The 18541-nt window shown below is 50.0% G+C and carries 18 protein-coding genes and 1 pseudogene; 13 read left to right on the top strand and 6 right to left on the bottom strand.

The genetic code is table 11. From position 1 onward, the window contains the following. The first annotated feature begins 25 nt into the window (after positions 1–25). From purF to purB, 6 genes are read left to right on the top strand one after another with little or no spacing between them, the layout of a single operon-like run. Positions 26–1477, top strand: coding sequence for an amidophosphoribosyltransferase (gene purF / locus QP860_RS08775; protein WP_070617972.1), 1452 nt, complete (start codon positions 26–28; stop codon positions 1475–1477). Then, the gene (gene purM / locus QP860_RS08770) at positions 1470–2507 is read left to right on the top strand and encodes a phosphoribosylformylglycinamidine cyclo-ligase (RefSeq protein WP_070617954.1); all 1038 of its coding nucleotides are present in this window, start codon (positions 1470–1472) and stop codon (positions 2505–2507) included. The genes purF and purM overlap by 8 nt, the downstream gene beginning before the upstream one ends. A 10-nt stretch (positions 2508–2517) precedes the next feature. Next, positions 2518–3090 carry a phosphoribosylglycinamide formyltransferase gene (gene purN / locus QP860_RS08765; protein WP_070617956.1) on the top strand — a complete coding sequence of 191 codons (573 nt, stop codon included), beginning with the start codon at positions 2518–2520 and terminating at the stop codon, positions 3088–3090. Then, positions 3083–4636, top strand: a complete 1554-nt coding sequence (purH, locus tag QP860_RS08760) for a bifunctional phosphoribosylaminoimidazolecarboxamide formyltransferase/IMP cyclohydrolase (RefSeq protein ID WP_070617960.1) — start codon at positions 3083–3085, stop codon at positions 4634–4636. Before purN ends, purH begins: the two co-directional genes overlap by 8 nt. Positions 4637–4645: 9 nt before the next feature. Then, positions 4646–5932 (top strand): phosphoribosylamine--glycine ligase, encoded by a 1287-nt coding sequence (gene purD / locus QP860_RS08755; protein ID WP_070617963.1) that lies wholly within the window; start codon positions 4646–4648, stop codon positions 5930–5932. After that, positions 5929–7221 (top strand): adenylosuccinate lyase, encoded by a 1293-nt coding sequence (gene purB, locus QP860_RS08750; RefSeq protein WP_284878900.1) that lies wholly within the window; start codon positions 5929–5931, stop codon positions 7219–7221. The genes purD and purB overlap by 4 nt, the downstream gene beginning before the upstream one ends. Positions 7222–7942: 721 nt before the next feature. Here the strand turns inward: purB and metF are convergent. After that, positions 7943–8797 carry a methylenetetrahydrofolate reductase [NAD(P)H] gene (gene metF, locus QP860_RS08745; protein WP_070617975.1) on the bottom strand — a complete coding sequence of 285 codons (855 nt, stop codon included), beginning with the start codon at positions 8795–8797 and terminating at the stop codon, positions 7943–7945. Then, a complete protein-coding gene (gene metE / locus QP860_RS08740) occupies positions 8775–11054 on the bottom strand; it encodes a 5-methyltetrahydropteroyltriglutamate--homocysteine S-methyltransferase (RefSeq protein WP_070617978.1) in 2280 nt (759 codons plus the stop codon). Before metE ends, metF begins: the two co-directional genes overlap by 23 nt. Positions 11055–11323: 269 nt before the next feature. Here metE and QP860_RS08735 point away from each other — a divergent pair, with 269 nt between their 5' ends. Together QP860_RS08735 and QP860_RS08730 are read left to right on the top strand one after the other, a co-directional pair. Then, positions 11324–12265, top strand: a complete 942-nt coding sequence (locus QP860_RS08735) for a 2-keto-3-deoxygluconate permease (RefSeq protein WP_070617982.1) — start codon at positions 11324–11326, stop codon at positions 12263–12265. Between the two features lie 223 nt (positions 12266–12488). Next, entirely contained in the window at positions 12489–12620 is a 132-nt protein-coding gene (locus QP860_RS08730; protein WP_284912581.1) for a hypothetical protein, read from the top strand. Between the two features lie 72 nt (positions 12621–12692). Here QP860_RS08730 and QP860_RS08725 read toward each other — a convergent pair whose 3' ends face one another. The 4 genes and pseudogenes from QP860_RS08725 to QP860_RS08710 all read right to left on the bottom strand — a co-directional run bounded on the left by QP860_RS08725 (position 12693) and on the right by QP860_RS08710 (position 16406). Beyond that, positions 12693–13523 carry an ABC transporter permease subunit gene (locus QP860_RS08725; RefSeq protein ID WP_284912580.1) on the bottom strand — a complete coding sequence of 277 codons (831 nt, stop codon included), beginning with the start codon at positions 13521–13523 and terminating at the stop codon, positions 12693–12695. After that, positions 13486–14340: pseudogene (locus QP860_RS08720) on the bottom strand (ABC transporter ATP-binding protein); the annotation flags it as partial. The gene QP860_RS08725 and the pseudogene QP860_RS08720, both read right to left, overlap by 38 nt. Positions 14341–14630: 290 nt before the next feature. Further along, positions 14631–15395 (bottom strand): LytR/AlgR family response regulator transcription factor, encoded by a 765-nt coding sequence (locus QP860_RS08715; protein WP_070617988.1) that lies wholly within the window; start codon positions 15393–15395, stop codon positions 14631–14633. A 15-nt stretch (positions 15396–15410) separates the two neighbouring features. Continuing rightward, a complete protein-coding gene (locus tag QP860_RS08710; protein ID WP_284912579.1) occupies positions 15411–16406 on the bottom strand; it encodes a GHKL domain-containing protein in 996 nt (331 codons plus the stop codon). Positions 16407–16906: 500 nt separating this feature from the next. On the opposite strand from QP860_RS08710, the gene QP860_RS08705 reads away from it, so the two are divergent. The 5 genes from QP860_RS08705 to QP860_RS08685 all read left to right on the top strand — a co-directional run bounded on the left by QP860_RS08705 (position 16907) and on the right by QP860_RS08685 (position 18074). Continuing rightward, entirely contained in the window at positions 16907–17065 is a 159-nt protein-coding gene (locus QP860_RS08705) for a hypothetical protein (RefSeq protein ID WP_168162706.1), read from the top strand. Positions 17066–17121: 56 nt separating this feature from the next. Then, positions 17122–17406 (top strand): hypothetical protein, encoded by a 285-nt coding sequence (locus QP860_RS08700; RefSeq protein WP_070617994.1) that lies wholly within the window; start codon positions 17122–17124, stop codon positions 17404–17406. 46 nt (positions 17407–17452) lie between these two features. Next, positions 17453–17662, top strand: coding sequence for a hypothetical protein (locus QP860_RS08695; protein WP_070617997.1), 210 nt, complete (start codon positions 17453–17455; stop codon positions 17660–17662). A gap of 10 nt (positions 17663–17672) precedes the next feature. Then, positions 17673–17834 (top strand): hypothetical protein, encoded by a 162-nt coding sequence (locus tag QP860_RS08690; RefSeq protein WP_168162707.1) that lies wholly within the window; start codon positions 17673–17675, stop codon positions 17832–17834. Between the two features lie 75 nt (positions 17835–17909). Beyond that, a complete protein-coding gene (locus tag QP860_RS08685; RefSeq protein ID WP_168162708.1) occupies positions 17910–18074 on the top strand; it encodes a hypothetical protein in 165 nt (54 codons plus the stop codon). The last annotated feature ends 467 nt before the right edge of the window (positions 18075–18541 follow it).

Here is an 18541-nt window from a genome sequence, read left to right as displayed (position 1 = left end):
TGAAGGGGACTACCTATCTACCTATATTGATGAAGACCATTATGATCTACCCCATGAAGAGTGTGGGCTGATTGGCGTCTGGCAGCACAGTCAGGCCGCCCGCCTCGTCTTCTACGGGCTCATGGCCCTCCAGCACCGGGGCCAGGAGGGGGCAGGGATTACGGCTCTGAATGCTCAGGGACGGATGACGGATATCCGGGGCCTGGGCCTGGTCAGTGAAATCTTTAAGTCCAGGGACCAAGTCGACCGCCTCCAAGGCTTGTCTGCCCTGGGACATGTGCGCTATGCCACGTCAGGCGAGCACTCCCTCCACAATATCCAGCCCTTCCTCTTCCATTTTGAGGAAGGGGACATGGCCCTGGCCCATAATGGCAACCTGGTCAATGGTCAGGCCCTACGCCGGGACTTGGAAAAGAAGGGCGCAATCTTCCGGTCTACTTCAGATAGCGAGGTCCTCATGCACTTAATCCGCCACAGCCAGGAAGATAAATTCTTGGACCAAGTCAAGGACGCCCTGAACCAGATCAAGGGAGGCTTTACCTATATCTTGCTGACCGACCAAGCCTTGATTGGGGCCTGTGACCCCAATGGCTTCCGGCCCCTGGTTGTCGGTCAATTGGCGGATGGCTCTTATGCCATGGCTAGTGAGTCCTGCGCCCTGGACCAAATTGGGGCAGAGGCCCTCTTCGATGTCCAACCGGGCGAAGTCGTTGTGATCAACAGCCAGGGTATCCAGCGCCAATACTATACGGCGGACCGCCAACAGGCCATTTGTTCCATGGAATATATTTATTTCGCCCGCCCGGATTCTACCATTCATGACATCAATGTCCACACGGCCCGCAAGCAGTGCGGGGCGCGCCTGGCCCAAGAAGCGCCGGCGCCAGGGGCTGATTTCGTGGTCGGCGTCCCCAATTCCTCCCTGTCAGCGGCCAGCGGTTACGCGGAAGCCGCCCAGCTCCCCAATGAAATGGCCCTGGTCAAGAACCAGTATGTGGGCCGGACCTTTATCCAGCCCAGCCAGGAAGAGCGGGAGCGTGGCGTCCGCATGAAATTATCGGCTGTCCGCAAATTGTTGGAGGGCAAGCGGGTGGTCATGGTGGATGATTCCATTGTGCGGGGGACAACCTCTAAGCGGATCGTCAGCCTCTTGCGTGAAGCCGGAGCCAAGGAAGTCCATGTCCGGATTGCCTGTCCGCCCCTTAAATATCCCTGCTTTTACGGGATTGATATTTCAACGACCCGAGAACTAATTGCCGCCAACCATGATGTAGACGAGATCTGCCAGCTGATTGGGGCCGATTCCCTGGCCTTTCTCAGTGAGGAGGGATTGATGGAAGGGATTGGTTTAGAGACCGATGCACCTTACGGGGGCCTCTGTATGGCCTACTTTAATGGCGACTATCCCACCGGACTCTACGACTATGCCGAAGAATACTATCGCGCCCTAGAAGAACAGGAGGAAAAGCATGGATAATGCCTACAGCCAAGCCGGTGTGGATGTGACCGCAGGCTATGAAGCCGTCCGTCGTATGGCCAAACATGTCAAAAAAACTCAACGTCCAGAAGTCCTCAGCCAACTAGGGGGCTTCGGGGCCGCCTTCTCTCTGAAAAATTTTAACTACCAAGATCCCGTCCTCATCTCGGGGACTGATGGGGTAGGGACCAAGCTCCTCCTCGCCATCCAGGCCCAGGTCTATGACCAGATTGGGATCGATTGCGTGGCCATGTGTGTCAACGATATCCTGGCCCAAGGCGCTGAACCCCTCTACTTCCTCGATTACCTGGCTGTGGCCAAGAACGATCCGGCCATTATTGAAGCCATCGTTAAGGGGGTCTGCACGGGCTGCCAAGAAGCTGGTGCAGCCCTGATTGGGGGCGAAACCGCTGAGATGCCAGACATGTACACGGGGGACGACTTTGACTTAGCCGGCTTTGCGGTGGGGATTGCTGACCGCGATTCCCTGATTCAAAAAAGAGATGTCCAAGCAGGGGATATCCTCATTGGACTAGCTTCTTCAGGCCTCCATTCCAATGGCTATTCCCTGGTGCGCAAGGTCTTCTTCAAGGACCATGATTTCGCACTCGATGACCAGCTGGACCTCTTGCCCCAAGCCGCCAGCCTGGGAGAGGAATTGCTCAAACCGACCCGGATCTATGTGGCCTCCCTCCTGCCCTTGGTTCGAGCAGGTAAAATCCATGGCCTGGCTCATATTACAGGGGGCGGCTTTGTCGAAAATATTCCCCGCATGCTGCCTGAAGGGCTCTGCGCCCAGATCGACCGGGGGACCTGGCCTGTCTTAGATATTTTCAAGGCCCTGGCCCACTATGGCCAAATTCCTGAAGCCGACCTCTATGAGATCTTCAATATGGGGATCGGCATGGTGGCAGCAGTCGCCCCTAGCGACCGTGATGCGGTCTTAGCTTCCTTAGAGGCCGCCGGGGAAGCCGCTTATGTCATAGGCCGAGTTGTCGAGGATGATGACCGAGCCATCCAGATTCACTAAGGAGGTTCTTATGCGTTGTGCTATCTTTGCATCCGGTAATGGGTCCAACTTCCAAGCCCTGGCCCAAGCTTTTGCAAGTGGCCAGGAAGGAGTTGAGATTGTCTTTCTCTTCTCCGACCAAGCGGGGGCCTATGCCCTGGAACGGGCCCTGAATTTAGGGATAAAGACCTACCAGTTCAGTCCCCAAGACTTCCCTAGCCGCCAAGCCTATGAAGAAGCCTTGGTAAAAATTTGCCAGGAAGAAGCCGTCGATTTGGTTATTTTAGCCGGCTACATGCGGGTCCTCCACGCGCCCCTCATTCAAGCCTACCCCCAAGCCATTATTAATATTCACCCCTCCCTCCTCCCAGCCTTTCCGGGACGTCACGGCATTCGTGAGGCCTATGAAGCGGGGGTGGCGGAGGCCGGAGTCACTGTCCATTATGTGGATGCGGGCATTGACAGTGGGGAGATTATCCGCCAAGCCAGCCTAGCCATCCGACTGGGGGAGACTTTGGACGAACTTGAAGCGCGTATCCATGACCTGGAACACCAAGTCTATCCAGCTGTTATTCGTCAATTGAAAGGAAGAGAACATGCCTAGAGCCTTAATCAGTGTGTCAGATAAGACCGGAATTGTTGATTTTGCGAGATTTTTAGCCGAACAAGGGATTGATATTATTTCGACTGGGGGAACCCTCCAAGTATTAACTGAGGCGGGGGTCCCGGTGACGGCGGTGGAGGAAGTGACCGGCTTCCCTGAAATTCTGGATGGCCGGGTCAAGACCCTCCACCCTAAGATCCATGGGGGCCTCCTCGCCCGCCGCGACCAGGCCAGCCACCTTCAAGCCTTGGCCGACCATGGGATTGAAGCCATCGACTATGTGGTGGTCAACCTCTACCCCTTCAAGGCCACCCTGGCCCAGGCCCATGCGAGCCACGCCGACCTGATTGAAAATATCGACATCGGTGGCCCCTCCATGCTGCGGAGCGCCGCCAAGAACTACCAGTCGGTGACCGTCCTTACCGACCCAGCTGACTATGACCGGGTCCAAGCTGAACTAGCGGCTGAAGGAGCGACTAGCCTGGACTTGAGGGCCCACTTGGCGGCCAAGGTCTTCCGCCAAACGGCCCAGTACGATGCCCTGATTGCCCACTACCTGACGAACTTTGTCGGCGAGACTGAGCCGGAAAAGCTGACCCTGACCTATGACCTCAAACAAGAGCTCCGCTATGGGGAGAACAGCCACCAAGCTGCTGCCTTCTACCAAGAGCCCCTAGCTCCGTCCTATAGCCTGGTCCAAGCCCAGCAGCTCCAGGGTAAGGAACTGTCCTATAACAATATTAAGGACGCCGATGCAGCGCTAAGAATGATTGCGGAATTCCAAGTTCCCGCTGCCATTGCGGTCAAACACATGAATCCCTGTGGCATGGGCCTAGGCGAGACCATTGAACTCGCCTTCCAGCGCTGTTATGAAGCTGATTCCCAGTCCATCTACGGTGGCATTGTGGCCGTCAACCGGCCGGTGACCCAGGAGCTAGCTGAAGCGCTCAAGCCAATCTTCTTAGAGATTGTAATTGCGCCTGCTTTTGAGCCCGAGGCCCTAGAGCTATTAGCAGACAAGAAAAATCTGCGTCTCTTAGCCTTGGACCACTTCGACCAGAGCCCTGCACCAGCCAAGGAATATGTGTCCGTCATGGGTGGCCTCTTGGTCCAAGACCAGGACATCCCCCAAACGGTCCATGCGGCGGACTGGCCAGCTATGGGCCAGGTGCTACCTGACCACAAGCAAGACCAGGCCTTGGAACTGGCTTGGAAGTTGGTCAAGCATGTCAAGTCCAACGCGATTGTGGTGGCCAATTCTGTTCAGAGCCTAGGGATCGGTGCCGGTCAGATGAACCGGGTGGGTGCCTGTGAGCTGGCCATCCAAGAAGCCCTGACCAATCCCCACGATGTGGACTGGTCAGATATGGTCCTAGCCAGTGATGCCTACCTGCCCATGGCCGATACGGCTGAATATGCGGTCTCCCATGGCATCAAAGCTATCGTCCAGCCTGGAGGTTCTATCCACGACGACGATTCCATTGCCGTGACCGATGCGGCTCAGATTCCTATGTTGAAGACGGGACGGAGACATTTTAGACACTAGGAGGTTGGAATGAAAGTATTAGTGATTGGTGGGGGCGGTCGTGAACACGCCCTAGCCCGCAAATTTATGCAGAGTCCCAATGTTGACCGGGTCTATTGCGCACCCGGCAATCCGGGGATGCTAGGGGATGGAATCGACTTGGTCCCCTTAGCTGTTGACCAGGTCGATGAACTCCTGGCTTGGGCCCAAGAAGCTGAGATTGACTGGACCTTTGTTGGCCCTGAACAGCCACTCTTCTTGGGAATTGTGGACCGTTTTCGGGCTGCAGGTCAAAAAATCTTCGGCCCCAGCCAGGCAGCGGCTCGTCTGGAATCTTCTAAGAAATTTGCTAAAGAACTATTAATTCAGAATGGAATTCCGACGGCCCACTACCAAGCTTTTGAAGATTACAAAACGGCCCAAGCCTATGTTCAGAAGGCTAGCTTTCCTCTTGTGATCAAGGCAGATGGGCCAGCAGCTGGTAAGGGCGTTGTGATTGCCCAGGACCTAGCGACAGCCGAAGCTGCCCTGGTTGATATCTTGGAAGCCGACTGCTATGGGAGTCAATCTCAGGTCGTGGTGGAAGAGTATTTGACCGGGCCAGAATTTTCTTTCTTTAGCTTGGTCCACGACGGCCAGGTCCTCCACCTACCAACGGCCCAGGACCACAAGCGGGCCTATGACCAGGACCGTGGCCCTAATACAGGTGGGATGGGCGCCTATGCCCCAGTTCCCTTTGTTGATGAGGGTCTCTACCAGGAAGTTGTGACGACTATTGTTGAGCCCACCCTCCAGGCCATGGAAGCGGTAGGTTATCCCTACAGCGGGGTCCTCTATACCGGGCTCATGCTGACAGCTGAGGGGCCTAAGGTGATTGAGTTCAATACCCGCTTCGGCGATCCCGAGACCCAGATCCTCATGCCCTTGTTGGGGGATGATTTCGCTGATACTATTAGTCAACTCCTGGATGGCCAGCCTGCCCAGCTGACCTTGAAAGAGAACCGCCCTAGCCTAGGCGTTGTCCTCGCAGCGGAAGGCTATCCCAATCCCTATGCCAAGGGGATGGACCTAAGCCCTCTCGTTAATGCTTGTCCGGCAGACATCTCTCTACTCTATGCAGGCGTGGGCGAAAAGTCAGGTCGCTTGATTGCTCAGGGCGGTCGCATCCTTATGGCAGTGGCCCAGGGGGATGATCTCGTCCAAGCGGCTCAACAGGTCTATGCCTATCTCGACCAGAATCCCATCCCTCAGACCTTCTACCGCCACGACATTGGTGGACAAGTCATCTCTCACTCTAAGGAGGAAAAAGTTTCATGATCCCACGCTACACCCGTCCCGAAATGGGCCAAGTTTGGTCCGATGATAACCGCTACCAGTGCTGGCTCGAAGTTGAAATCCTCGCCGCCGAAGCCTGGGCTGAACTCGGTGAAATTCCTAAAGAGGATGTTGAAAAAATCCGTGCAAAAGCGACTTTCGACATTGACCGCATCCAAGAGATCGAAGCCCAAACCCGCCACGATGTCGTGGCCTTCACCCGCTGTGTTTCTGAATCTCTAGGCGAAGAGCGCAAGTGGGTCCACTATGGCCTGACTTCGACTGACGTGGTCGATACCGCTCAAGGCTACCAGCTTAAGCAGGCCAATGACATTATCCGTCAAGACCTGGCCTGGTTCCTAGAGATTCTGAAGAAGAAGGCGCAGAAGTACAAGCACACGGTTTGCATGGGCCGGACCCATGGTGTCCACGCCGAACCGACCACCTTTGGCTTGAAGATGGCCCGCTATTATTCGGAAATCAAGCGCCAAATTGACCGCTTCGACCATGCCGCTAAGGGGGTGGAAGCCGGGAAGATCTCTGGAGCCGTGGGGACCTTCGCCAATGTACCAACCGCTGTTGAAGCCTATGTTTGCGACCACTTAGGTATTCGCGCCCAAGAGATTTCCACCCAAGTCCTCCCCCGCGACCTCCATGCCGAGTACATCGCCTGCCTGGCTCTGATTGCGACGTCGATTGAAAACATGGCCACAGAAATCCGTCAGTTACAGAAGTCGGAAACTCGAGAAGTGGAAGAATACTTCGCCAAGGGCCAGAAGGGGTCCAGCGCCATGCCCCACAAGCGCAATCCAATTTCCAGTGAAAATGTAACCGGCCTGGCCCGGGTCTGTCGGGGACACGTAGTCACCGCCTACGAGAATGTTGCCCTCTGGCACGAGCGTGACATCTCCCATTCCAGCGCGGAGCGAATTATTTTGCCTGACACCACTATCCTGGTCAACTACATGATCCGCCGCTTCGGGAAAATTATTGAAGATTTAACGGTGTTCCCAGATAACATGTTGCGGAACATGCAGGCTACCCATGGTCTGATTTACAGCCAGCGTCTGCTCCTCAAGCTGGTGGACCAAGGCTTGTCTCGAGAAGCCGCCTATGACCTGGTCCAACCTCTAACGGCCCAGGCCTGGGACGAGCAACGCGATTTCCGTGACTTGGTCGAAGCTAATGAAGAAATCACGGACCTTCTCAGTCCGGAAGAGATCGACGATGCTTTTGACTACCACTACCACCTCCAACGGGTCGATGAGATCTTCGAGCGTTTGGGTATATAATGGAAGGAACTGGAATTTATCCATGCAAAGTAGCCTAGCAGCTGGACCTGTTAGGCTTTTTTAGTAGGAGCCTGTAAATAAAAAGATATAAATCAAATGGTATTAGTGAGCATCCGTTCCGCTTTTGCTCAAAATAGCTGATATAGAAAATATTCTTTATTTACTAGTCATCAACACTAATAACTAGAGAATCAATTAAAGTAGTAGACTATTAAAATTTACACCTATGAGATGTCAGGATCTTGTAGAAGCTGCATTGCAACTTGAGATTTCATCATTTAATTTAAGTCCAAAAAGACTGAATACGGCTAAGCGTGCCTTGTTACGGGATAGTTTATTTGCTAGGATAGACTTGAAGCTCAGATTTTCTTTGGGAGGGAGACTTAGCTCATGTACTTTATCTTCTTTTTTATCGTGTCACTGCTGACTTTTATGACCCATAATTTTCTCCAAGAGTCCTTACAAGTCACAAACAGCTGGGTAAATATCATACTCTTTGTTGGCCTCTACACGCTGATCTACATTATCTGTAAGTTTATTTTCAAAAAGTTCGGCAAAGATATCTAAAGCAAAAGCGCCAGCCCCCGGACCCTTTCAGGTCGCGAGGAACTGGCGCTTTGCTTATTGCTGGTATAGTTTTAAATAGTGGTAACTAGCCATGAACGAATAATTTCTATAACAATTATTGCTGACCAGGACTGGCGCGTTGAAGTGGGACTTTTTACAGGAGATTATGGACAGCTTCGTGGATCTTTTTGGCGATATAGGGGTTGTTCATGGTGTAGAGGTGGATGCCGTCGACGCCCTGGCTGATTAGGTCGACGATTTGGTTGACAGCGTAGGCGATGCCGGCGTCACGCATGGCGACGGGCTTGTCTTGGTAGCGGTCCATCATCTTGACAAACTTGTCAGGGAGCTTGACCCCGCAGAGGCTGGTCATCCGCTCGATCTGCCGCTTGTTAACCACCGGCATGATCCCGGCTTCAATGGGAACGTTGATATCAGCGAGTTCACAGCGTTCGCGGAAGGCGTAGAAGTCATTGTTGTCGAGGAAGAGCTGGGTGATCAGCTGGTCCACGCCAGCATCGACCTTGGTCTTGAGGTGCTTGATGTCTTGAACCTTGTCCTTGCAATCGACATGGCCTTCGGGATAGCAGGCAGCGACCACATTGAAGTCTCCCTTGTCCTTGATGAAGCGGACCATGTCGGAGGCATAGCTGAAGTCACCGGGCTCATAGTCATCGGCTGGCAGGTCTCCGCGCAGAGCTAGGATGTTTTCGACTTTAAGGGCCTTGAGTTCTTCTAACTTCTCCTCCAAATCGGCCTTGGTCATGCCAACGCAGGGGAGGTGGGCGATACTTTCAATGCCGTAGCCCTTGATGGTCTGGGCGATTTTGAAACTTTCGTCATTGTTGTCCCCGCCCCCAGCGCCGTAAGTGACGCTGATACAGTCGGGGGATAGGCTTTTGAGTTCTTCGAGTGTTTTATAGATACTTTGGGGTCCAGAGGTCTTTTTGGGTGGGAAGACCTCGTAGGAGAAGACGGTTTTTTCTTTAAAAAGTTCTTTCGTTTTCATGGCGGATTTCCTCTGTAGCTTGGACCAGGTGCTTGAGGGAGGCAGTGGTTTCTTCCCAACCGCGCGTCTTTAGACCGCAGTCAGGATTGATCCAGACTTTCTGGATGGCGACCTTGTCCAAGATCTTTCTAATGTTGCTTTTTATTTCATCGACGGAAGGGACACGAGGGGAGTGGATATCGTAAACGCCGGGGCCAACCTGGGTCTGGAAGTTCTGGGCTTTGAGGCTATCGAGAATTTCCAGGTCGGAACGTGAGGCTTCGAAGCTGATCACGTCGGCATCCATCTGGTCAATGGCAGGAATAATATCGGTAAACTCGCTATAGCACATATGGGTGTGGATCTGGGTGGTCGCTTGGACGCCGCTGTGGACCAGGCGGAAGGCTGGGATGGCCCAATCCAGGTATTGGCTGTACCAGTCGGACTGGCGGAGGGGGAGCTTCTCGCGTAAGGCCGCTTCATCGATCTGGATGATGCGGATGCCATTCGCTTCTAAATCGAGTACCTCATCGCGGATGGCCAGGGCGATCTGGTAGGTCGAGGTCTTAATGGAGATGTCTTCACGCGGGAAGGACCAGTTGAGAATGGTCACAGGTCCAGTCAACATGCCCTTGACCAGGTGCTCGGTCCGACTTTGGGCATAGGTCGACCAGGGCACGGTTATCGCTTGGGGGCGGGAGATGTCGCCCCAGATAATCGGTGGCTTCACACAGCGGGTCCCGTAAGACTGGACCCAGGCATACTGGGTGAAGAGATAGCCCTGGAGCCGTTCACCGAAGTATTCTACCATGTCATTACGTTCGAATTCCCCGTGGACCAGGACATCGAGGCCAATCTCCTCTTGGCGGCGAAGGCAGTCATCGATGGCTTGGCGGTTGAAGGCTTCATAGGCCTCCTGATTAATCAAGCCCTTCTTGAAGTCGGATCGGTTCTTCTTCACTTCCTTGGTTTGGGGGAAGGAGCCGATGGTAGTCGTTGGTAAGACTGGCAGGTTGAAAGCTTCCTTCTGCAGGGCTTCCCTTTCGGCAAAGGCTGGCTGGCGGTTGAAGAGCTCTTCCTTGATGGCTTGAACCCGTTTTTGGACTCTAGGATCGTTGGCATCTGGTCGGTGGGCAAAGAGGGCCTGGTTGGCTTGGTAGGCGGGCTCATTCTGACGGTCGCCTCCAGCTAGGTGCTTGAGTTCTTGGAGCTCCTGGAGTTTCTCTTCAGCGAAGGCGAAGTGGGCCTTGTAGTCGGCCTTTAATTGCTCTTCTGGGGCCAAGCGGTAAGGCACATGGAGGAGGGAGCAAGATGTATTTAATACTAAGGCGATGCCCTGAGCCTCTAAGCGCTCAACCACGGCCAGGGTCTTGGCATAGTGGTTGCGCCAGATGTTCTTGCCGTTGACCAGGCCGGCGAAGAGAAGCTTATCGCTTGGAAAACCATATTTTTCGACGAGTTCTAGGGTCTTCCGACCTTCTAGGAAGTCTAAGCCGATGCCGTCGAAGTCGAGGGCAATGAACTCTTGGTAGATGTTGCGGATGTCCCCGAAGTAAGTCTGGAGGAGGACCTTGACCGCTCCCTTCTTAGGGAGGATGCCTTGGTAGAGCTCTTGGAAGAGTTGGATATCTTCCACGCTAAGGTCGTAGACAAGGTCGGGTTCATCCAGCTGGACCCAGACCACGCCCTCAGCTGCTAAAGTTTGGAGGAGCTGGCTATAGGCTTGGCTGAGGGCCTCCTTGAAGTCTTGGGCGGTCTTCTGGCCCAGGTAGCGGAGCTTCTTGAGCAGGGTGAAGGGGCCGATGAGGGTCGGTTGGGTCTCCACTCCTAGGGCCTTGGCCTCCCGGTAGTGGTCAAGCACTCGGTTGTTGGCCAGCTTGACCACAGTATCGTCTTCGATCTCGGCGACCATGTAGTGGTAGTTGGTGTTGAACCACTTCTTCATGGCCAGGGCCTTAACGTCTCCCGCCTCTCCCTGGTAGCCCCGGGCCTGGGCGAAATAAGTATCCAGTTTAGACAGTTGGAGGTCCTTATAGCGCTTGGGCACGATGTTGAAGAGGACCGCCGTATCTAGGAAGTGGTCGTAGAAGGAGAAATCATTGGAAGGAATGAAGTCCAGGCCACTCGCCTTCTGCTTGAGCCAGTGGTCTTGGCGGAGCTGGCGGGCCGTCTCTTGGAGGTCGGCCTCAGTAATTTCATGGCGGAAGTATTTTTCAGTTTGGAATTTGAGTTCTCTGAGGGCCCCGATGCGCGGGTAACCGATAATTGATGTTTGCATAAGACTGGCTCCTTTTTTGCTTTTAATAATAAGGGAAGTACATTTTTGAATGGCTTAAGTATAGCAGAGGAGGGCTTAGGGGCGGTAATACGCACTTTGAATCAAGAAGAATAGCCAGTCGCTATGGATAGGACTGAGGTCGAGGAGATAGAATGGCCTTATTACTTCGTATATAGCCTATTTTTTGATAAAATATAAGTAAGTAGTCGTGAGCATTCGGCTCGCTTTGGCCCAGCATTCGCAATGAACAGACTTTAAAAGGAGCGCCTATGTTAGAAAAAATTAAAAAGATACCGGCAGGGACTTTTCTCGTCCCCATGTTTATCTCGATGGTCCTGTATACCTTGTGGCCCAATCTCTTTAAGGTCGGAGGGATTAGCCAGTCCCTCTTAGCTGGGGAAGGCCAGGGTTTTATTATTGGCTTGCTCTGCTTCTGTTCGGGAGTGGGGATTGACCTCAAACGCTTGGTCCGAGTTCTCAAGCGCCAGGGGATTCTCTTTCTCGTTAAGCTGGGGATCGCCTTCCTGGTTACCATTGCCTACTTACGCTTCTTTGGGGATGGTGGTATCTGGGGGATGCCAGCTATTGCGGTCGCGACCGCCCTCTTGAGTATTAATCCAGCCATCTACCTCTCCATCAGTGAGGAGTATGGCAATGAAGATGACCCTTACGCTTTCGGCCTAACCAGTCTCTTCTGTATCCCTCTCTTCCCGATGATTATCTTCGGCTTGGTCTACTCCAGCGGGGGCTTCGACTGGATGCCGGTGATTTCAACCCTTCTCCCGATGCTCCTAGGGATTATTTTGGGCAATCTTGATAAACAGTTTGCAGAACTCTTTGGACCGGGACTCAATGTCTTGATCCCTTGGCTGGGCTGGTCGATTGGGCAAGGAACCAATGTCTTGGAGGCCATCAAAGCTGGCCCAACCGGCATTCTCTTGACTCTGGTAGTCATCATCTTCATGTTGCCCCTCTTCTTGGTTGACTACAAGATCCTGGGTAATGACGGGACAGCTGGCCTGGCCATGCTCAATGTGGCCGGCCTGTCTACCTCCGTGCCTGTCGTCCTCGCAACCACCTACCCCCAACTCCTGGACTATCAGACCGCTGCTGTCTCTCAGATCCTCGCCTCCGTCGTCATCCTCAGCTTCCTCAGCCCTGTGCTGACCGAACGCTGGGTCAAACACCTCCAGAAAAAAGAAGCTGAATAAAAAAGAAAATCCGTCACACCATTTAAGAATGGCAGGTGACGGATTTTATATTAGGGGAAAAATTACCAAATATGAAAAAAAAACGACCACATATGATGAATTTAAGTATTTACTCATTTTTTCTGATAGACTAAGGTTAACGATCAGGGATGGTTGATTGAACCAGTTCACTAGGAGCAAGCTAACCACTTCTAATCAAATCCTAGTGAAAGGAGAAAAGCAGATGATAGTTAAAGAAAAAGATTGCTTAATCAGTGTAGGGCTTGCTGCTCTTTTCTTAATCTTTGCCCTTGCGATTATTTCCAACATCGATGCAATCGTGGTAGGTTTAGAAGCAGGTTTTAATTCGCTTTAGAGGCTATCCGCCCATAAAAAATCCGTCACTCTATTTGCGAATAGGAGTGACGGATTTTTATATGTTATATTTTTAACTTAAAATATACTTTTCGATATTAAATCGTTTAATTAATATAGCTACCACAATAAAGTCTATGACAAAGAGGAGAGCAATAATGAATAGAATGATCGAACGCTTTAATAAGATAGCGCCACTGGCTTGCGAGATGAGCATGGCCATAATAGGTACCACAATGATTAAAGCGATGGATTGGGCAGACTTTGTATTGCCCACATAAGGGGAAATAGCAAAGACTAAAGCGATGGATAGAATCGTTAATAAGGGAGCCAGGAAGAGGCTAGCGTATAGCCATACCGAGTCTAAAAAAATATAGTTTCCTATGGTGAAGTAACTTCCTGTTGTGAATATGATTTCATAAATTAGGGTAAATAACCAGGTAATCAGGATACTCGGTATTAAAGCAGATAAGATTTTACCGATGACTAAGCTACGGATAGAGATGGGGGTATAGAGTAAGCCCTCTAAGGTCTTGTTCTCCTTTTCTCCAATAAAGCCTTCACTCGAGAGAACATTGGCAATCATGACTGGAATTAGCAAGAAGAGGGGAAGAGTAAAGAAATTTAAGATCGCATAGATAGGATAATAGACAGTGGGAAGATTGCTAGGCATTAAGTCAGCCGGGATAACCTCTAAAAAAGCCGAGAGACCAGCTATACTTTTGATAATCGCATCATTTGTCCCAAGGGTTAAGATCATAATAGGGAACACAATCGAAAAAATACTAGGTAAGACAAATAGAATACTGACTATCGATTTGTTATTTTTTAACGATATAAATTCTTTATTAATGATTGTTCTTATATTATTCATAGTGACTAGCCTCACCTTCATTAATAACATCGAAGTAGAGATCCTTAATCGTATATTTACACTCACTTATAGAAAAGATATCAATCCCAGCTGTAACCAAATCTTTTGCTAGCAGAGGAATTTCGTGCTTATCCTTACTGGCGATATATAATTTATTTTCAGTATTTTTGTACAAATTAATCGAATGTTTGGCCTCACAAATTTTCTTTGCCTCATTTACGGGTGTGGCTTCTAGAACATATCTTTTTAACGGCCATCTTTGGTCGATGAGAAGATCAGGATCCCCTTGAAGTTTAATCGCTCCTTTCTGAATGATCGCAAAGTTATTGATAATATGCTCTAAGCCGTCCAATTGGTGGGTGCACATTAGAATGGAGAGCTTTTGATCTTCTGCTAATTTCTTAAGATAATGGATAAGATTTTCCTGCGTTTGTGGATCTAAGCCTGAAGTCGGTTCATCTAGTATTAATAATTCGGGCTGGTGGATAATTGACCGTGACAATAATACTTTTTGCTTCATTCCTTTGCTTAGACTGCTGACTTTAGCATCGATTTTATTTTCTATGTCAAAGAAATTTAATAAGTCATTAATTCGTTCATCAAGTTTGTCTCCATAAAGGCCATAAAGATGGCCCCAGATTTTCATATTTTCATAGACTGTCCAATTTTCATATAAATTGGCATCATTCTGCACACCAATCCTTCTCTTTAGGTCTTCAATATTTGCTTCATTGGTGTCTTCGCCAAATAAATGTACACTCCCCGAATCAAGCTTAAGTACGCCCATGATCAATCGAATCATTGTTGTTTTTCCAGCGCCGTTAGGACCCAGCAGTGCGAAAAATTCTCCTTGCCTTACTTTTTAAATTGATATTCGACACAATTTGTTTTCCATTAATTGATTTTGAAATATTTTTAACTTCAATCATTTGCATCACTTTCTTTATCAAATACTTATTTACTTAATTATATTCAATTGCTTTATTTATAAATAAGCAGAAGATTCACCTGTTTGGTATGATTTAACTTTTAAGATAAGCACCTTCTATAGATGGCTGGTTAACACATAGCTTGGCTATTTCAAACATTAAAATCAAAAAATCCGTCACACCATTCACGAATGGCTAGTGACGGATTTTATTTGGCTTTTTGGTCAGATTGCTTTTCCCGCTCAGCCAGGGCCTGGTTGAGGGCGGCCTTGTACTTGCGGGAGAAGGCGAAGACTTGGCCGTTGCTCAGGGTCAGCCGGCGAGTGAGTGGGCTGACCTGGTCGATGTGGTCGAGGTTGACTAGGGCCGATTGGGAGAGGCGGAAGAAGCCGGGAAGCTGGTCGAAGTCCTTGAGGGCACCGTAGCTCTGCAGGGTACTGGACCGGGTGGTGAACTCTAGGATATGGGGCTTCTGGGTGGTTTGGATGCTGTAGAGGTCCTGGAGGTCGACCAGGTAGGTCTGCGAGCCCGCCTTAATTTGCAGGCTGGCTTGCTTTGTTTCCTGGCCCGGATAGAGGCGCTGGTAGAAGAGCTCGAAGCAGGTGATGATCTCTTGGCGCAAACTGTCGAAGTCGGCTTTATGGATATAGGCCAGGGGCTCCAGGTGCTGTTGGAGGGTCAGGGGAGCATAGGAGGAGTGGGCCGTGATGAAGGCAATCCGTCCATAGGGGTCCAAACGCTTGATCTCTTGAGCCAGGCTTAGCCCCTCTGCCTGGCCCTTAATTTCAATGTCGAAGAAGTAGAGGCCCGGCTGCTTAGGCTGGTCGGAGAAGGCCGCCGCAATTTCTTCGGGCTCGCTGCTGGCCTTGGCCAGGTAGAAGCTCTTGTTATGGAAGAGGATGTAGTCTTCGATGATGCCTGTGATAGCTTGGAGCTGGCCGGGATTATCCTCTAAGAGATAAACAGGGTGCATGGCTGGGCCTCCTTTCTAGAGATAGGTCAGGTAGAGCTGGGCCTGGAAGAGGCCCTCTTGGTAGGTCAAGTTGAGGAGGGCATTGGGGTAGGCGCTGAGGATCTCTTCCAGATTGGTCAGGCCTAGTCCCCGGTGGCCCGTCTTGGTAGAAAAACCGGCCTGCTTGGCTTCCCGGACCGCAACAGCAGGACTGGGATTGGTCACCTGGATCTCCAGCCCCTGGTCATCGGCCAGCATGAGGATATCGATGGTCTCACCAGCACTGGGATCGGCCGCTTGCCGGCCCTCGTTGGCATTATTGAGCAGGATAGCCAGGCAGCGCATGAGGTCGAAGCGGTTAATCGGCAGAGTATTCAGAGGGTAGAGGCATTCGAAGCGGTAGGGGATCCCCGCCTTCTCCCACTCCAAGAGCTTGGACATGAGGAGATAGCGCAGGTCCTGGTCTTCGATCTGCTGGAGGTCGGCCAGGTTGGACGGACTCTCCTGGGGCATCTCTTCCTTGACATAGGTCGACAACTTGTCCAGGTAGTCTGTCAAGTGGTCGAAGTCCTGGTCGCGGACCATCAATTGGGACAAGGACAAGAGGTCATTGAGGTCGTGGCGGATCTTCCGGATACTGTCCCGGTTATCTTCCAAGCGGTCCAGGTAGAGGGCTAAATCTTCCGTTCGTAGGGCCTGGGACTCAGCCGCCTGGTCCGCCATCTTCCGCCGGTAGTAGAGGAAGGCGAGGAGGAGGGCGAGTATGAGTTGGAAGGCCATAAAAGCCAGGAGCCCCATCAAGACCTTGGAATAAGATAGGTCGGGATTCTGGTAAAAGAAGTCAGAAAGAATGGTCAGTCCAATAAAACATAAGAGTGGAATCGTGAAGATCCGGTCGTTGAATATTTCTTTAAAGAGCCGGAATAAGTTGCCTTGCTTACGAATATAGCGACAAGTTGAAAACGTGATGCCGAATTCTAAGAGCCAAAATGTGATAAAGAGTCCCCAGCCTTCAATCTGGAGTATGTTCAAGGGTAGAGCAAAGCAAGCTAATCGAATCAAGGAATGAAAAATTTGATTGACCAGCAAAAAATTAAGGAGTAAGTAGTCACTCTCTGAATCTTTTTGCAGGAGAAAGAAAAGAAAAAGAATGACAAGAACCGTGGCCAATGATTGAAAATGGACGAGCTCTCTTAGCATCCCCTGAAAGAATAGATAGGTGGAGCTAACCATGACTGTCTTGAATAAAGGATGGTTAGCCTTCAAAGAAAAAATAGGCAGAGAGGTATACAAAATAGCTTGTATGCTGGCGTTGAGGAGCGATAGGTAATAAGGGATAGTTGTCACTCCCATCTAGTGGATTAAGGTACATTTATCATAAGTAAATCTTAAATAAAAGTCAATCATTGCTATAAATGAACCGGATATGATGAAAAAACGACCAGATATGATGACTTTAAAACGCTATCAAAACTTTCTGTTATACTAAGGATACAGAAAGCAGATAGAAGTTGATTTGGAGGAGGAGTTGAATGAATACAAAAGAAGACCCACACAGCAAGTTGAAAAAATATATCTTGCTCTTAATTATCTTGGCTATTATCTTTGTAGGCATAGATTTCTACCGTAACTTTGATTTAGTCGTTGAAGGTTACCAGACCACCCGTGTTGCACCTGAAACTAAGAACTAGTTGTCTATGATCGACATTCTTCTGGTGACTTATAGACTTAGAAATGGAGGCCCATTATGGATTTAAAACAATCATTCACTGAGAGCTTGGAGGCTCTGGTCCAAAGCTTAGAAGCCAACCACCCTGAGGCACGGACAACCCGCTATGTTCGGGAAAGTTTATCTGAAGTTAAAGAAGCAGAGGGCGTGGCCCTGACAGGTCAAATTCAACAATTTTTAGAGAAGGCACCGATTGTTAAGAGCTCGGAGAAGCTGGACTTTTCTGCAGAGGAGAAGGAACTTTGGCACAAGGTCCTAGACCACAAGCAATTGGGCAATAACTTGTGGGGGCTCTCATTATAAGAAATTGACCTCAAAACGAGTTATACCGAAGGAGCTGGTGCTTGAGATGCCTGAAGATCGTAAGAAGCAAGTAAGAATTATCTTGGATGCAGGGCTAGCAGCCTTAACGGTTCAGCTTGTACTGTCCTATCTTTCCAAGAGCGACCCCCTGCTGGTTTGGGAAGATTACAAGTCCATCTTGGATTTTATCTTGCTGGTAGCTATAAGCCTGGAAATTAGTCTCCGCTTTAAACGTTGGCGGGCTAATAGAAACTAGAAGGTGTATGATGACAAAAGGAAAAGTTAGTCCTTTAGCTAAGTTCATGATGATACTCATTGTCCTGGCCTTGGTCTGTATCGGTGTCGATCTCTACCGGAATGCTGATACTTACTGGGAAGCCTACCAGGCGGGTTATGACTCCTATGAGCAAAGTTCTCCCTTTGACTAAGGGATCGAGCTTACTTGGGACGGATTACTAATTTTTTTAGAAGACCACTCGTTATCCGAACAAGGAGGTGTTCTTATGAAAGCCGAAGAAAGAAAGTCACTGCTCATGAAACTATTGCTTGTTTTTGTTGCGATGAAGCTCTTGTCATTTGGCGTTGATGTCTACAATAATTTTGATGACTATCAAGCGGCCTACCAGGAAGGCTATCAGTCCTATGAGCAGGTCAATCCTTTTGAATAGTGTAATTTACTAAAACAATTAAATGGTGTTAGTGAGCATTCGTTCCGCTTTTGAATTTTGCCCTTAAAGAGCCATGGCACCGGTTCGGGCCAAGGTCCCTCACCTAGCGAGCTTCAAAGGGCTAGTACGGCTAGTGCCTACTATCCCTAATTCACATCGCTTGCTTATTCATGGCTAAGGGCAAACTTCAAGGCTTCACTACTGCTCAAAATTAAATAAGTAATTCTTTATTATTGAATTATCAATCATCAATAATAAATTTTTAGTGATTCCGAGAAGCTCCTCAGCGCGGGAGCTTTTTGTGATTTTATTTCCTCTCCCCTTGCATCCTCTAGCTTGAATTGTTAGTATAGGTTCCGCTATGATAGACTTGAGTCAAGTCTGCTCTTGCGAACCCGACTAAACATACTAAGATTAGCTCGAAGGTAAATCGACGGATTTATCTTCGAGCTATTTCTGTTTTCAGA

It is taken from the genome of Aerococcus sp. UMB1112A (assembly GCF_030230715.1).
Classification (GTDB): domain Bacteria; phylum Bacillota; class Bacilli; order Lactobacillales; family Aerococcaceae; genus Aerococcus.
The sequence above is the reverse complement of the archived record's forward strand: the minus strand, read 5'-3'. Positions and strand labels throughout refer to the sequence as shown.

Excerpts from the sequence above, each read along its gene's own strand:
- purD (WP_070617963.1), top strand. The coding sequence starts at position 4,646 with ATGAAAGTATTAGTGATTGGTGGGGGCGGTCGTGAACACGCCCTAGCC.
- QP860_RS08685 (WP_168162708.1), top strand. The coding sequence starts at position 17,910 with ATGAAAGCCGAAGAAAGAAAGTCACTGCTCATGAAACTATTGCTTGTT.
- QP860_RS08690 (WP_168162707.1), top strand. The coding sequence starts at position 17,673 with ATGACAAAAGGAAAAGTTAGTCCTTTAGCTAAGTTCATGATGATACTC.
- QP860_RS08695 (WP_070617997.1), top strand. The coding sequence starts at position 17,453 with ATGCCTGAAGATCGTAAGAAGCAAGTAAGAATTATCTTGGATGCAGGG.
- metE (WP_070617978.1), bottom strand. The coding sequence starts at position 11,054 with ATGCAAACATCAATTATCGGTTACCCGCGCATCGGGGCCCTCAGAGAA.
- purB (WP_284878900.1), top strand. The coding sequence starts at position 5,929 with ATGATCCCACGCTACACCCGTCCCGAAATGGGCCAAGTTTGGTCCGAT.
- purN (WP_070617956.1), top strand. The coding sequence starts at position 2,518 with ATGCGTTGTGCTATCTTTGCATCCGGTAATGGGTCCAACTTCCAAGCC.
- QP860_RS08715 (WP_070617988.1), bottom strand. The coding sequence starts at position 15,395 with ATGCACCCTGTTTATCTCTTAGAGGATAATCCCGGCCAGCTCCAAGCT.
- purM (WP_070617954.1), top strand. The coding sequence starts at position 1,470 with ATGGATAATGCCTACAGCCAAGCCGGTGTGGATGTGACCGCAGGCTAT.
- QP860_RS08705 (WP_168162706.1), top strand. The coding sequence starts at position 16,907 with ATGAATACAAAAGAAGACCCACACAGCAAGTTGAAAAAATATATCTTG.
- metF (WP_070617975.1), bottom strand. The coding sequence starts at position 8,797 with ATGAAAACGAAAGAACTTTTTAAAGAAAAAACCGTCTTCTCCTACGAG.
- QP860_RS08735 (WP_070617982.1), top strand. The coding sequence starts at position 11,324 with ATGTTAGAAAAAATTAAAAAGATACCGGCAGGGACTTTTCTCGTCCCC.
- QP860_RS08700 (WP_070617994.1), top strand. The coding sequence starts at position 17,122 with ATGGATTTAAAACAATCATTCACTGAGAGCTTGGAGGCTCTGGTCCAA.
- QP860_RS08725 (WP_284912580.1), bottom strand. The coding sequence starts at position 13,523 with ATGTTATTAATGAAGGTGAGGCTAGTCACTATGAATAATATAAGAACA.
- purH (WP_070617960.1), top strand. The coding sequence starts at position 3,083 with ATGCCTAGAGCCTTAATCAGTGTGTCAGATAAGACCGGAATTGTTGAT.
- QP860_RS08730 (WP_284912581.1), top strand. The coding sequence starts at position 12,489 with ATGATAGTTAAAGAAAAAGATTGCTTAATCAGTGTAGGGCTTGCTGCT.